Below are 12955 nucleotides of genomic sequence, written 5' to 3'. Positions count from 1 at the left end.
GGGGACGACCGACAGGGCGATCGAAGCGACGACGACCACAACAATAATCGTGAGGATGTGATTGGTACGCATATTCTCTCCTTTAAGCCACCGCTCCACACTACCGGCTTACGCTGCCCCCCGTCTGCAACTGAACTTTTAATTTTTCATCGGATGTTAGCGGTGCGTTTTCAGCGCACTTTTTCTGCGTCCTCGCGGGGTATAACCAAAGACATGCGGCCGCGAAACCGTCGCGCCGCGCCGATCGGGAGGTCCCATGCGCGACATCGTGCAATTGCGTCCGGAAGGCCTGTATTGCCCAGCCGGCGGCTTTCATATCGATCCGTGGCGGCCCGTCGAGGTCGCCGTGCTGACGCATGGTCATGGCGATCATGCACGTTCCGGCATGGGGCGCTACCACACCAGCGCCGAAGGCTTGCCTATCCTGCAATGGCGGTTGGGCGACCAGGACTACCGGGTCCATGCATATGGCGAAGTCTTCACGTTGGGTAACGCGCGCGTGTCGTTGCATCCGGCGGGCCACGTGTTGGGATCGGCGCAGGTGCGCATCGAAGTCGATGGCGAAGTCTGGGTCGTGTCCGGCGACTACAAGCGCCAGCCCGATCCGACGTGCAGCCTATTTGAAGTCGTGCCTTGCGACACCTTCATCACCGAGGCCACCTTTGGCCTGCCTATTTACCGTTGGCCCAGCGCCTCGGACGTGGCGCGCGACATCGTGCAATGGCGCGACCACTGCGCCGCGCGCGGCGAGGCCGCCATCCTCTATTGCTACGCCCTGGGCAAGGCGCAGCGCGTGCTGGCTGAATTGATCCCCTTTGCGGACCGGCCCGTCTACCTGCACGGCGCGATCGCCGCGGGGGTGGACGTCTATCGCAAGGCCGGTGTTCCGCTGGCCGACACGCGTCTGGTCATCGACGCGGACGGCCCTTCCGGGGCCTCGGGAACGGGATTTGCTGGAGAGCTGATCCTGGCGCCGCCGTCGGCGGCGGGCAGCGCGTGGTTGCGGCGCTTCCGCAAGGCGCAGCATGGCTTTGCGTCGGGCTGGATGCGGCTGCGCGGCAACCGCCGGCGCCGCAACATGGACCGCGGCTTTGTCGTGTCGGACCATGCCGATTGGCCCGACCTGCTGCGCACTATCCACGACACCGGCGCCAAGCGGGTCATCGCCACGCACGGCGACACCGAGGCGCTGGTGCGTACGTTGAATGAATCCGGCATCGCCGCCGAGACGCTTGTGACGCAGTATGGCGAAGACGATTAGGGCGGCCATCGAACGAAGATCGACAGGGGAACGGACGCAGGCATGAAGCGATTCGCGGCGTTGTATCAGGAGCTTGACCGCAGCACCGCCACCTTGGATAAGCGCGCGGCGCTGGTGGCGTACTTCCGCGATGCCCCGCCGCGCGACGCGGTCTGGGCGCTGTATCTGCTGGCTGGCGGCAAGATCACCAGCACACGTAAGAAGATCGCGGGGGTTGGCGAGTTGCGGGCCTGGGCGGCCGACGCTTCCAACACTGCGCCCTGGCTCCTGGACGCCTGCTATGACCAGGTCGGCGACCTGGCCGAAACCCTGGCGCTGCTCGTCCCGGATCCGGAAGCGGCCGCGCCGGATCGCGGCCTGGCTGACTGGATCGAAGAGATTCTCTTGCCCGTCGCGAACCGCGATGAGATCGAGCGGCGCGAGGTGGTCGTCTCGGCCTGGCTGGGCTTGCCCTATGCAGAACGCCTGGTCTTCAACAAGCTGCTGACCGGCGCGCTGCGCGTCGGCGTGTCTCAGCGCATGGTGCAGCAGGCGCTGGCCGAAATGTCGGGCGTGCCCATCGCCCGCATTGCGCAGCGCATGCTGGGCGCGTGGTCGCCCAGTCCGGCGTTCCTGCGCGATCTGCTCAGCGCCGAGGAACTGCCAGGCGACCGCCAGCAACCGTATCCCTTTTTCCTGGCGTCGCCGCTCGAAGGCGATCCCGCCGTGCTTGGTCCCATCGACGAATGGCTGCTCGAATGGAAGTGGGACGGCATCCGCGCGCAGCTCATCCGGCGGCGTGGCGAGGTATCCATCTGGTCCCGTGGCGAAGAGCGCCTGGACGGCCGCTTTCCGGAAGTTGAAGCGGCGGCCGCCGCGCTCGACGTGGACTGCGTCATCGACGGGGAACTGCTGGCCTGGCAGGACGGCAACACGGACCCCATGCCGTTCTCGGCCCTGCAGACCCGCATCCAGCGCCTGAAACCCGGTCCCAAGTGGCTGGCCGAGGCGCCGGTGCAGTTGCTGGCGTATGACCTGCTCGAACTTGAAGGCGAGGACCTGCGCGAATTGCCGCAGGCCGAGCGCCGCGAGCGCCTGGAGGCGCTGCTGCGCCGCCATCCCGACCCTCGGCTGCGGATGTCGCCGGCCGTCGCGCCGGCAAGCTGGGACGAGGCCCACGCGCTGCGCGGCGAATCGCGCGAGCGCGGCGTCGAAGGCTTCATGCTCAAGCGGCGCAGCGCGCCATACCAAAGCGGGCGGCGGCGCGGCGACTGGTGGAAGTGGAAGATCGACCCGCTCACCATCGACGCCGTGCTGCTGTACGCGCAGTCCGGCCACGGCCGCCGCAGCACGCTCTACACCGACTACACCTTCGGGCTGTGGGAGGGCGACGCGCTGGTGCCCATTGCCAAGGCCTACTCGGGCCTGGACGATAAAGAGATCCTGGAACTGGACCGCTGGCTGCGGGCGCACACGCGCGAGCGCTTCGGTCCGGTGCGCTCGGTCGAACCCGTGCAGGTGTTTGAACTGGGCTTCGAAGGCGTGAACATCTCCAAGCGTCACAAGTCCGGAATCGCCGTGCGCTTTCCGCGCATCCTGCGCTGGCGGCACGACAAGCCGGCGGATCAGGCCGATCAGCTGGACACGCTGAAGGCGCTGGCGCGATGAGCGGCACGGCCCGGGGCAGGGATGCGGCGCTGGTCGCGTGGTTTGCGGCGCGCGGCTGGAAAGCCGCGCCTTTTCAACGCGAGACGTGGCGCCGCTATCTGGATGGCGGGTCGGGCCTGTTGCACACGCCCACGGGCAGCGGCAAGACGCTGGCGGCATTTGGCGGCCCGCTCCTTGAAGCGCTCTCGGAAGACATGCCGGCAAAGGCGGCCACCGGCGAAGGTCCGCGCGTCTTGTGGGTGACGCCGCTGCGCGCGTTGGCTGCGGACACGACGCGGGCATTGACGCAGACGGCGGCCGAACTGGGCATCGACTGGACCGTCGCGTTGCGCACGGGCGACGCCAGCGCGCGCGACAAGCGGCTGGCGCGGCAGGGCAAGGCGCACGTGCTGGTGATCACGCCCGAATCGCTGGCGCTGCTGCTGTCCTACGCCGACGCGTCGACGCGCTTTCGCGCCTTGCGCTGCATCGTGGTCGACGAATGGCATGAACTGCTGGGCAACAAACGCGGCGTGCTGCTGCAGCTGTGCCTGGCGCGGGTCCGCAAGCTGTCGCCGGCGGCTCGAACGTGGGGGTTGTCCGCCACGCTGGGCAACCTGGATGAGGCCCGCGCCGTGCTGCTGCCGCAGGCGCCCGACAGCGCGCTGGTGGCCGGCGCCAGGCCGCGCAAGATCCAGATCTCCACCTTGCTGCCGGAACGCAGCCGCGCGCTGCCGTGGGCGGGCCATCTGGGGTTGTCGCAGCTGGAACGCGTCTTCAAGCGACTGTTCGATGTGCGCGCGACGCTGCTCTTTACCAACACGCGGGCGCAGGCCGAGCTGTGGCACCGCGCGCTGGAGTCGATCTGGCCGGAGGATCCGCGCACGCTGGCGCTGCATCACGGCTCGCTGGACCCCAAACTGCGCGCGACGGTCGAGCAAGGGCTGCGCGACGGCACGGTGCGCTGCGTCGTGGCCACGTCCAGCCTGGATCTGGGCGTGGACTTTCCGGCGGTGGATCAGGTGCTGCAGATCGGCAGCCCCAAGGGCGTCGCGCGGCTGTTGCAACGCGCCGGCCGCGCCAAGCACCGGCCCGGCGAGTCCGGCAACGTGGTCTGCGTGCCCGCGCAGGCGCTCGAACTGATCGAGTATGCCGCGGCCCGTCAGGCGATCGCGCGCGGCGAGATCGAGTCCCGCGTGCCGCCCATCGGCAGCCTGGATGTGCTGGCGCAGCACGCTGTGACGCTGGCGCTGGGTGGCGGCTTCGAAGCTGGCGATCTGTTTGAGGAGGTGCGCGGCACGCATGCCTACGCCACGCTCGATGCCGCGACCTGGCAGGCCGTGCTGGATTTCATCGTGCAGGGCGGACGCGCGCTCGCGAAGTATCCGGACTATCACCGCGTCGTGCGCGATGAAGACGGCTGCTACCGCGTGCATGACCGGCGCATCGCGTTCCGGCATCGGCTGTCCATCGGCACCATCACGTCCGACGGCGCGGTGGCGGTGAAGTATCTGCGAGGCGGCGGCCTGGGATCGGTCGAGGAGGGCTTTCTGGCGCGCTTGCGGCGCGGCGACCGGTTCCAATTTGCCGGGCGCACGCTGGAACTGGTGCGGCTGGAGGGCATGGTGGCTTACGTACGGCGGGCAAAGGGCGGAGACGGACCCGTCGCGACCTGGCAGGGCGGGCGCATGCCCTTGTCCACGCAATTGGCGAGCGAGGTCGAGAGCCTGTACTCCCATCCCGGCGAGCACCCGGAAATGCGCGCCGTTGCCCCGCTGCTTCGCATCCAGGAACAGGCCAGCGCACTGCCCGACCACGGCCGTCTGGTGGCCGAACTGATCAAGACGCGGCGTGGCTCGCATCTGTTCCTCTTTCCGTTTGCAGGCCGTGCCGTGCATGAAGGCATCGCTGCGATGGTCGCTCTGCGCTGGGGCCGGCGGCAGGCCAACACCATCTCCTACACCGTCAACGATTACGGCCTGATGCTCACGCTGGCCGAACCCGCAGCCCTGGACGACACGCTGCTGCGCGCACTGCTCAGCCCGGACAACATGGCCGATGACCTGCGCGAAGGCGTCAATCTGGGCGAAATGGCGCGCCGGCAGTTTCGAGAGATCGCGCGTGTCGCGGGGTTGTTGACGCCATCGCTGCCGGGGCAGGCGGCGCGTTCGCTGCGGCAGGTGCAGGCCTCCAGCGGGCTGCTCTACGACGTGCTGCGCCGTTACGATCCGGATCACCTGCTGCTGGCGCAGGCCGAGCGCGAAGTCTTTGAACTGCAACTGGAGGCGCCGCGGCTCCTGGCGGCGCTGCAGGACTGCCAGCGGCGCGAGCTGGCCTTGTGCGAGCCGCGCGCGCTCACGCCGCTGTCGTTTCCGCTGTGGACGGAAAGCCTGCGCGGGCAGCTCAGCACCGAAACCTGGCAGGCACGAGTCAAGCGCGCCGCCGAGCAACTGGAGAAGCGGTATGCGCGAATCGCCTGAGGCCGGACTTGCGATGGCGCTGGCAGGCGAGCCTGTCGTCCTGCTGGGGGCGCGCGCGTTGCACTGGCCTGCGCGGTCCCGTCTGGTGATCGCGGACCTGCATCTGGGCAAGAGCCATGTCTTTCGGCAGGCGGGCATCGCCGTGCCGCGCGGGGCGACGATGGACGACCTGCGGCGCCTGTCGGCCCTGATCGCCGCGACGGGCGCCGCCGAGCTTTTGATTGTCGGCGACGTCCTGCACGGGCCCGCCGCGCAGGCCGCGTGGCGCGATGCGTGGATTGCGTGGCGCGAGGCGAATCCGGACGTGGATGTGGCAGTGCTGGCCGGCAACCATGACCGCGCGCTGGACGCCCCGGCGCTAGGCATGCGCCAGCTCGGCGAGGCGTGGGCGGATGGCCCGTTCCTGTTCCGTCACCTGCCGACACCGGACGCGCAGGGCCGCCACGTGATCGCCGGCCACGTCCACCCGAAAACGCGTGTGCCGGGCGTCCCGCGCAGCTGGCCCGCGTTCTGGCTGCGTGAAGGCATCACCGTGCTGCCGGCGTTTTCCGATTTTACCGGCGGCCATGCGGTGCAGGGCGGGCAGGGGGCTTCGTTGGTCGCGTGCGTGGAAGGCGATGCGTTGCCCTTGGGTTGGACGCCGCGCGTGCGGTGATGGGCACGGCGCTTGCTGTCCGGGGACATAACCCCAACGCAGCACCTACGCATCGCCATGACCGAACGTCCCGACCCGTCACCTCCACCACCGTCCGCGCACCAACGATTAAATGAGGTCCTGTCCGACGCCCATGCGCCGTTGGATCCCGGCCGTTGGCTGCGCCTCCTGGTGGAACAGGGATGCGATCAACTGCCCCTGCCGGGGTCGGGCCAAACGCTGGATCGGTGGCGTGCACTGACCCGCGTGGCCGAAGTAGACCTGAGTCTGGTCAAACTCTACGAAGGACACACCGATGCGCTCGCCATCCTGGCGGAACTGCAGGCGCCTGTACCGCCCGCGAATAGCCGCTGGGCGGTGTGGTGCGCGGAGCCCCCGGATCACCGCGTGCAGATCACCCCGCAGCCCGACGGCACGGCAGTGCTGCAAGGCGTCAAGGCGTGGTGCTCCGGCGCGGCCGCCGTCACGCACGCGCTCGTCAGCGGCTGGAATCCAGCGGGCGAGGCGTGTCTGGCCGCGGTGGCAATGGATCAGGACGGCGTGCAGGTGACCGATGCCGGCTGGCATGCCGTGGGCATGCGCGCGTCGGCAAGCGTGGACGTGGTCTTTCGGGACGCGCGCTGCGCGCTGGTGGGTGAGCCTGGCGCGTACGTGCATCGGCCTGGCTTTCTTCACGGCGGCGCCGGTATTGCAGCGTGCTGGTACGGCGGATTGCTGCATATCGCACAGACTTTGCACCGGGCCTTGCCCAGGCATTCTGCCGACCCGCATCGGCTGGCGCATCTGGGCGCCATCGACGTGGCCCTGGCGCAGGCCCGGGCCGTGTTGCGCGAAACCGCCGCCGAGATCGACGCGCATCCGCGGCAGCCGTGCGCGTTGGCCTGCGCCCGCGCGCGGCTGGCCGTGGAAGCGGCTGCGTCGGTGGTGCTGGAGCGGGCCGCGCGGGCGCTGGGCGCGGGTCCTTTGTGCCGAGACGCGGACTTTGCGCAGGTAATGGCCGATCTGCCCGTGTTTATCCGGCAGAGCCATGCGGAGCGTGATCAGGCCGCGCATGGACAGGCCGTGCTCAATGACGGAGGCACGCCATGGGCTCTGTAGCCGTGGACCATTTTGAACGGCTCTACCAGGCGGATCCCGATCCGTGGCGCGTGGCCAGCGCATGGTACGAACGCCGCAAACGCGGCCTGTTGCTGGCGGCGCTGGGGCGCGAGTTTTATCGCCATGCCCTCGAGCCGGGTTGCGGCACGGGCGAGCTGACGCGGTGCCTTGCGCTGCGCTGCGCGCGCGTCTGTGCGGTCGACGCCGCGCCGGCCGCAACGGCGCGTTGCAGCGCCCGCGTGGCCGGCGAAGGCATGGACCATGTCCAGGTCTTGACGCTGGACCTGCCGCGGCAGTGGCCCGAGACGCCCGCCGCTGGCTTTGACCTCATCGTGCTGTCGGAAGTCGCGTACTACCTGGACGGCGCCGCGCTGTGCAGGTTTCTGAGCGCCGTCGATGCATCCCTTGCGCCGGACGGCGAGATCGTTGCCTGCCATTGGCGGCCGGATTTCGATGACCGTCTTCAGAACACGGACGCGCTGCACGCGGCGATCGGCGCGTTGCCCGGTCTGTCGCGCAGCGTGCATCACGTGGAAGACGAATTCCGCCTGGATGCCTGGCGCAGACACCCCCAATCAGGAAGCCATTTATGATCGGCGTATGCATTCCGGCGCACAACGAGGAGCGCCACATCGAAGACTGCCTGCGCGCCGTCATGCGCGCATCCCGCCATCCGCGTCTTGGCCGGGAACCCGTGCGTATTGTCGTGGTGCTGGATCACTGCGAGGATGAGACCGCGCGCCGGGCGGCAGGCTGGCCGGTGGAGCTTCTGATGGTCCAGGCGCGCAACGTCGGCATGGCGCGCGCGGCGGGCGCTCAACATCTGCTCAATGCCGGCGCGCGCTGGCTGGCTTTCACCGACGCCGACACCTGTGTGTCGCCCGGGTGGCTGGCCGACCAGCTTTCCCTGAATGCCGAGGTGGTTTGCGGCACCGTATCGGTCACCGGATGGGATGCGCATGGCGAGTTCGCGCAGCGCGCACGCCGGGCGTTCGCCACGCACTACCACGATCGCGACGGTCACCGGCATGTGCATGGTGCGAACCTGGGCATCGCGGCGCACACGTACCGCCGCATCGGCGGCTTTGCGGCGCTGACGTGCAGCGAGGACCAGGCCCTGGTCGACAAGCTGGAAGCCGGCGGGGCGCACATCGCTTGGTCGTGCCTGCCGCGCGTCAGCACAAGCGCTCGGCCGTACTCGCGCGTCGAAGGCGGATTCGCCACGGCACTGCGGATGGGGTGGGAGGCCGAGCCGGACGGCGCCGGCCCTCAGGCTGATCGGGACGAGGAGGGGCGGGCGCCGTCCAGCCACTGCTTGTGATAGGCGATCAGCTGCGCCAGGGCGTGTTCGGCGCTGGCGCGGCGGATGGCATTGCGATCGCCCTCGAAGCGTGCCGTCTCGGTATAGATCGCGGGCGAGGCGTCGGCCGGACCCGACTTGAACACCCACGCGTAGCACTGCGTGCCGGCGGGAATCTCCGGGTCGGTATCGTCGGTGACGCCCGTGTTTGAGATCGCTACATTCGCCGGACTGTTTCGCGCCGCGCCCAGCGCCATTTCCCGCGCCACGGCTTCGCTCGTGAGGTTGTGGCGTTGCAGCGTGCGTGCAGCCACGCCCAGGCATTTCTGCTTGGCCTGTGGCGAGTAGGCGACGAACGCGCAATCCAGCAGCGCGCCCGCGCCCGGTATGTCCGCAAGCGTGGCCGCAATCAGCCCCGCCGTGCAGGACTCGGCCGTCACCAGTTTCAGCGAATGCTCGTGCATGTAAGCGGCGACCCGTTCGATGGCATTCATTCCGATCCTCCTGCGTGAATGCCCGGGCCCAGCAAGCTCCGTGCCGTCCGCCCTCCCGTCATCTTTCTGGCGGTTTGTGCGCAACGGCCACGCCTACCGACCCGCACGGCAAGCGATATTTACCGCCGCCCAGCCACGTTACGGGTTCGCCAGTAGGCAAGGTGCAGACATAGATGGGAACGCTGGAGGCCTCCTGGGTTCTCCTTGCGATCAAACGCCGTTCTACGCGGCATGTGGAGCGATCGGGGAGTTTTACGATTACGTCGGACAGCCTGGATCCTGAAGCCATATTCATCTCCTGAATGTCGAGTGTCGTGTTGCCGGATGCGGTTGTTTGGCCTTGCCACGGCGTTCTGACCGCATGACCCTTTCTTAGCATCGCGGCCGCCTTTGGCCTATCGGCCATAAAGCGTGGACCCTGCCCCGCTTGCGCCATCGGCGCCCGGCACAGCACTTGCTGCCTACACCAAGCGGGCGGGCGAGGGCGCGCGTTTCAACGTTTGAGCGCGAGTCCGGCCTGCTTGTTTCGCAACTTGCAACGGGAGAGACGATATGAGTAGAGACCCGAGGAACACGTCGAACTATCGCGGCGACCGGGAACCGTGGCAGGACCCCGCGCCGTCATACGGTTACCAGGGCGAAGGCACGCGACAAGGCGGCACGCGCGAGACCCGGGAACCGGTGCGCAGCCGCAGTGCCGATCCCGGTCAAAGCAGCTATGGCGGGTTTTCGAATGAAGATCCCTCGTTCCAGCGTCAACAGGTCTATGAGGGTCAGGGCCGCGGCCGTGGCGGTGATGATCGCGGATACGACCCGCAAAGAAATAGATATGGCGATCAAGGCCGCGGGGCCGGCGGCCAGGGACGCTTCCAGAGCGGCCGCGACCGTGCCTATGGCGGCCGGGATCAGGCCTACGACGGTCCCACGTCGTTCGGCGATGACGAAGGCGGCTACTACGGCGACCGCCCCGCGTGGCGCGAGGAATCCATGTCGTTCGAAACCGCTGAGCGCGGCGGCTACAACCGCGGTCCGACCGCGTGGCGGGACCGCGCATCGCGCCGGACCGATCCCAAGGGCTACATCCGTTCGGACGATCGCATCCGCGAGAACGTTTGCGAAGCGCTGGCCCATAGCGGCCTGGACGTGAGTGACGTCTCGGTCGCGGTCCTGGACGGCCATGTCGTGCTGGAGGGCACTGTTCCCAACCGGCGCACCAAACACTACGTCGAGGATTGCACGGTCGAGTGCGCGGGCGTGAACGATGTCGAGAACCGGATCCGCGTTGGAGCCGCGGGAGGCTTGAATCCAGGCGCGAGCAGCTCGGGCGCCGGCAGCACCGGCAGTGTCGATGATGTCGGCACCACGAAGGAATGACTGGTCCCCCAGTACGTACCACGTTGACCCTGATGAAAGGAGCACACGATGACCAAACACAAGGACAGCACGCACGAAACGGACGCGCCCGACCGCAGCCAGGACGACACGCCCCGCGAGTCTCAGGCGAGTCACGGCGACACGCAGAACCGCACGAAGAAGGAGGGCCATACCACGCAGATCGGCACTGGCCAGGACCAGCAGAGCCAGCGCAACCGCGGTCAGGGCGCCCGGTCCAAGCCGTGATCCCGATGCGCAAGTTGTGCAGGGACCGTAGCCGATGACGCTTGACGCGTTGTGGGACTTTCTGCAGTGGCCAGCCATGGCGGCGTCGCTAGCCGCCGCCTGGCTGGTCGCGTCGCGTAGCGCCGGGCGCCGCCACGCGGGCTTCTGGGTCTTTCTCGCCAGCAACGTGCTGTGGGTGGCGTGGGGACTGCACGATGACGCGTGGGCGCTTATTGCACTGCAACTGGGATTGGCCGTCATGAACGTGCGCGGGGTTCTGAAAAACGATTCGTAGGACTCCTGTCCGCGCGGCAAAGGCCTATACTTTTCCCCATCACGCACGCTCCGGCGCACGGCACAGGGCGTCTGCCGCCTTCCCCCCGCGCGGCGTTCGCCGGGCATTCATGTGCACAGGGTCATGGCCCCTTTTTCAAGGAGGCAACTCCCATGTCGCGCCCCAGCAGATAGACGGCTTGCTTTAGACGCTGTTTGTAAATGCATCGCCTTCGAGGAGATGTGTGATGAACAAACTGTCCAGCAGCACCTTGGAAGATCTGCGCGCCGCGGTCCGGGGCCAGATCCTGTCCGCCGGCGATGCCGGCTACGACGACGCTCGCAAGATCTGGAACGCCACGGTGGACCGGCGGCCCGCCGTCATTGCGCGATGCGCGGGCCCCGCCGACGTGCGCCGCGCCGTGGATTACGCGCGAGAGAATCAGTTGGTGGTTTCCGTGCGCGGCGGCGGCCACAATATCGCGGGCACCGCCGTCTGCGATGACGGCATGATGATCGATCTGTCACCCATGAAATCGGTACGCATCGATCCGGCGCGCGCTCGGGCCTTCGTGGAACCCGGCGCCACCTTGTCCGACCTCGATCACGAAGCGCAGGCATTCGGCCTCGCCGTTCCCCTGGGCATCAACTCCACGACCGGCGTGGCCGGCTTGACGTTGGGAGGCGGTTTCGGGTGGCTTACGCGCCGGTTCGGCATGACCGTCGACAATCTGGTGTCTGCCGACGTCGTCACGGCCGACGGCCAATTGCTGCACGCCAGCGACTCGGAAAACCCGGACCTGTTCTGGGCGCTTCGCGGTGGCGGCGGTAATTTTGGCGTGGTCACGATGTTCGAGTTTCAGCTTCATCCGGTGGGGCCTGAGGTCTACGGCGGACTGGTGGTGATCCCGCTCGAACAGGCGCGCGACGCGCTGGCGCGATACCGCGATGCGTTGCCGTGCATGCCTCAAGAGCTGACCGTTTGGGCGGTGCTGCGCCAGGCGCCGCCGCTGCCGTTCCTGCCGGCATCGGTGCACGGCAAGCCCATCATCGCCTTTGCGTCGTGCTACACGGGCGGCGTGGACAAGGGGCCGGATGTCCTGCAAGTGGTGCGTGGTCTGGGCGAACCCTACGGCGAACACCTTGGACCGATGCCTTACGCGGCCTGGCAGAAGGCGTTCGATCCATTACTGACGCCCGGCGCGCGCAACTACTGGAAGTCCCACAACATCGGTGAGCTGGAGGACGGCCTGATCGACGCTGTCGTGTCAGCCGTACAGAACGTGCCGTCGCCGCAATGCGAGATCTTCTTTGGCCACATCGCGGGCGCGGCGATGCAGGTGCCGGTGTCTGCCACCGCGTATCCGCACCGGGCGGCGCAATTCGCCATGAACGTGCACGGACGTTGGGACGATCCACAGGACGATGAACGGTGCATCGCCTGGGCGCGCGATATCTTCAAGGCGACTGAGCCCTGGTCGCAAGGCGGCGTGTATGTGAACTTCCTGACGCAGGACGAAACCGCACGGGTGGGAGCGGCCTATGGCGAGAACTTCGACCGGCTGGTGCAGGTGAAGACCCGCTACGATCCGCACAATCTGTTTCGGCATAACCAGAACATCAAGCCGGCCGCGGCTTGATGTCGTGGAGCGATGCGTCAGCGGGGCCGGGGATGCAGCATGGAACCGGCCCCGCTTCAATGCAACTGATCCGACCCCTTCGGCTGCAATCCCGCCAAGGCATTCCAGTCCGGATCCTTGAACATGCGCAGCTCGACCGGATAGACCGGATGCCCCGCAAGGCATGCGTTGAACGCATCCAGGAACGCTTCGACATTCGGCGTGTAGTACCGCCACTCCTTCTGATGATTGCCCGTCAGGCAAGCCACCTGCACACCGGCGTCCGAATGCTCGAAGCCCTGTTCGATGGCTTCTTCAAACGCATTGGTGCGCTGCTTGTCTTCGTCGTTCGGCATGCCCGTCTCGATGCCCTGATACGCCCAGGTGATGATGATCAGATTTTCATTGACCTGACGATCGGACTCGGACGGCAGACCGGTGCGAAAGCGAACGACGACCGGCAGACCGTTGATCTGGGCTTCGCCCACTGCCCACATGTCGCCTGGAAATAGGCTGCTCATTGCGTGTAACTCCTGCTGATTCAAATGCC

The 12955-nt window shown here is 67.3% G+C and carries 13 protein-coding genes; 11 read left to right on the top strand and 2 right to left on the bottom strand.

The annotated features are described in order from the left end of the window. Positions 1 to 256 precede the first annotated feature (256 nt). The 7 genes from AB3147_RS20575 to AB3147_RS20545 are packed head-to-tail and all read left to right on the top strand — an operon-like array spanning position 257 to position 8441. Positions 257 to 1261, top strand: a complete 1005-nt coding sequence (locus AB3147_RS20575; protein WP_279975212.1) for a ligase-associated DNA damage response exonuclease — start codon at positions 257 to 259, stop codon at positions 1259 to 1261. Positions 1262 to 1303: 42 nt separating this feature from the next. Further along, positions 1304 to 2908 carry an ATP-dependent DNA ligase gene (locus tag AB3147_RS20570; RefSeq protein WP_175139335.1) on the top strand — a complete coding sequence of 535 codons (1605 nt, stop codon included), beginning with the start codon at positions 1304 to 1306 and terminating at the stop codon, positions 2906 to 2908. Further along, complete coding sequence (locus tag AB3147_RS20565; RefSeq protein ID WP_367352844.1) at positions 2905 to 5367, top strand: ligase-associated DNA damage response DEXH box helicase; 2463 nt, start codon at positions 2905 to 2907, stop codon at positions 5365 to 5367. The genes AB3147_RS20570 and AB3147_RS20565 overlap by 4 nt, the downstream gene beginning before the upstream one ends. After that, positions 5351 to 6022 (top strand): ligase-associated DNA damage response endonuclease PdeM, encoded by a 672-nt coding sequence (gene pdeM, locus AB3147_RS20560; RefSeq protein ID WP_367352843.1) that lies wholly within the window; start codon positions 5351 to 5353, stop codon positions 6020 to 6022. Before AB3147_RS20565 ends, pdeM begins: the two co-directional genes overlap by 17 nt. Before the next feature lie 57 nt (positions 6023 to 6079). Then, positions 6080 to 7120: an acyl-CoA dehydrogenase family protein gene (locus tag AB3147_RS20555; RefSeq protein ID WP_367352842.1), complete on the top strand. Its 1041-nt coding sequence runs from the start codon at positions 6080 to 6082 to the stop codon at positions 7118 to 7120. Next, on the top strand, positions 7108 to 7713 hold the full coding sequence (locus AB3147_RS20550; protein ID WP_367352841.1) for a class I SAM-dependent methyltransferase: 606 nt from the start codon (positions 7108 to 7110) through the stop codon (positions 7711 to 7713). The genes AB3147_RS20555 and AB3147_RS20550 overlap by 13 nt, the downstream gene beginning before the upstream one ends. Continuing rightward, positions 7710 to 8441 (top strand): glycosyltransferase, encoded by a 732-nt coding sequence (locus AB3147_RS20545; RefSeq protein WP_367352840.1) that lies wholly within the window; start codon positions 7710 to 7712, stop codon positions 8439 to 8441. The genes AB3147_RS20550 and AB3147_RS20545 overlap by 4 nt, the downstream gene beginning before the upstream one ends. Here the strand turns inward: AB3147_RS20545 and AB3147_RS20540 are convergent. After that, on the bottom strand, positions 8390 to 8914 hold the full coding sequence (locus AB3147_RS20540; RefSeq protein WP_175125267.1) for a CinA family protein: 525 nt from the start codon (positions 8912 to 8914) through the stop codon (positions 8390 to 8392). The two genes, AB3147_RS20545 and AB3147_RS20540, sit on opposite strands and share 52 nt — an antisense overlap. A 552-nt stretch (positions 8915 to 9466) precedes the next feature. Here AB3147_RS20540 and AB3147_RS20535 point away from each other — a divergent pair. From AB3147_RS20535 to AB3147_RS20520, 4 genes are all read left to right on the top strand, one after another. Further along, positions 9467 to 10288 (top strand): BON domain-containing protein, encoded by an 822-nt coding sequence (locus tag AB3147_RS20535; RefSeq protein ID WP_367352839.1) that lies wholly within the window; start codon positions 9467 to 9469, stop codon positions 10286 to 10288. 48 nt (positions 10289 to 10336) lie between these two features. Further along, on the top strand, positions 10337 to 10534 hold the full coding sequence (locus AB3147_RS20530; protein WP_175125320.1) for a hypothetical protein: 198 nt from the start codon (positions 10337 to 10339) through the stop codon (positions 10532 to 10534). Positions 10535 to 10568: 34 nt separating this feature from the next. Then, on the top strand, positions 10569 to 10808 hold the full coding sequence (locus AB3147_RS20525; protein ID WP_175125271.1) for a hypothetical protein: 240 nt from the start codon (positions 10569 to 10571) through the stop codon (positions 10806 to 10808). 226 nt (positions 10809 to 11034) lie between these two features. Next, complete coding sequence (locus AB3147_RS20520) at positions 11035 to 12426, top strand: FAD-binding oxidoreductase (protein ID WP_367352838.1); 1392 nt, start codon at positions 11035 to 11037, stop codon at positions 12424 to 12426. A 56-nt stretch (positions 12427 to 12482) separates the two neighbouring features. Here the strand turns inward: AB3147_RS20520 and AB3147_RS20515 are convergent, their stop codons facing one another. Beyond that, positions 12483 to 12926 (bottom strand): DUF695 domain-containing protein, encoded by a 444-nt coding sequence (locus AB3147_RS20515; protein ID WP_367352837.1) that lies wholly within the window; start codon positions 12924 to 12926, stop codon positions 12483 to 12485. Between the last annotated feature and the right edge of the window lie 29 nt (positions 12927 to 12955).

It is taken from the genome of Achromobacter animicus, from assembly GCF_040775605.1.
Taxonomy (GTDB): Bacteria; Pseudomonadota; Gammaproteobacteria; order Burkholderiales; family Burkholderiaceae_B; genus Achromobacter; species Achromobacter animicus.
This window is presented reverse-complemented; position numbering and strand designations above follow the sequence as displayed.

Coding starts and splice junctions, on each gene's coding strand:
- AB3147_RS20565 (WP_367352844.1), top strand. CDS start 2,905: ATGAGCGGCACGGCCCGGGGCAGGGATGCGGCGCTGGTCGCGTGGTTT.
- AB3147_RS20545 (WP_367352840.1), top strand. CDS start 7,710: ATGATCGGCGTATGCATTCCGGCGCACAACGAGGAGCGCCACATCGAA.
- AB3147_RS20555 (WP_367352842.1), top strand. CDS start 6,080: ATGACCGAACGTCCCGACCCGTCACCTCCACCACCGTCCGCGCACCAA.
- AB3147_RS20530 (WP_175125320.1), top strand. CDS start 10,337: ATGACCAAACACAAGGACAGCACGCACGAAACGGACGCGCCCGACCGC.
- AB3147_RS20570 (WP_175139335.1), top strand. CDS start 1,304: ATGAAGCGATTCGCGGCGTTGTATCAGGAGCTTGACCGCAGCACCGCC.
- AB3147_RS20525 (WP_175125271.1), top strand. CDS start 10,569: ATGACGCTTGACGCGTTGTGGGACTTTCTGCAGTGGCCAGCCATGGCG.
- AB3147_RS20575 (WP_279975212.1), top strand. CDS start 257: ATGCGCGACATCGTGCAATTGCGTCCGGAAGGCCTGTATTGCCCAGCC.
- pdeM (WP_367352843.1), top strand. CDS start 5,351: ATGCGCGAATCGCCTGAGGCCGGACTTGCGATGGCGCTGGCAGGCGAG.
- AB3147_RS20535 (WP_367352839.1), top strand. CDS start 9,467: ATGAGTAGAGACCCGAGGAACACGTCGAACTATCGCGGCGACCGGGAA.
- AB3147_RS20520 (WP_367352838.1), top strand. CDS start 11,035: ATGAACAAACTGTCCAGCAGCACCTTGGAAGATCTGCGCGCCGCGGTC.
- AB3147_RS20515 (WP_367352837.1), bottom strand. CDS start 12,926: ATGAGCAGCCTATTTCCAGGCGACATGTGGGCAGTGGGCGAAGCCCAG.
- AB3147_RS20540 (WP_175125267.1), bottom strand. CDS start 8,914: ATGAATGCCATCGAACGGGTCGCCGCTTACATGCACGAGCATTCGCTG.
- AB3147_RS20550 (WP_367352841.1), top strand. CDS start 7,108: ATGGGCTCTGTAGCCGTGGACCATTTTGAACGGCTCTACCAGGCGGAT.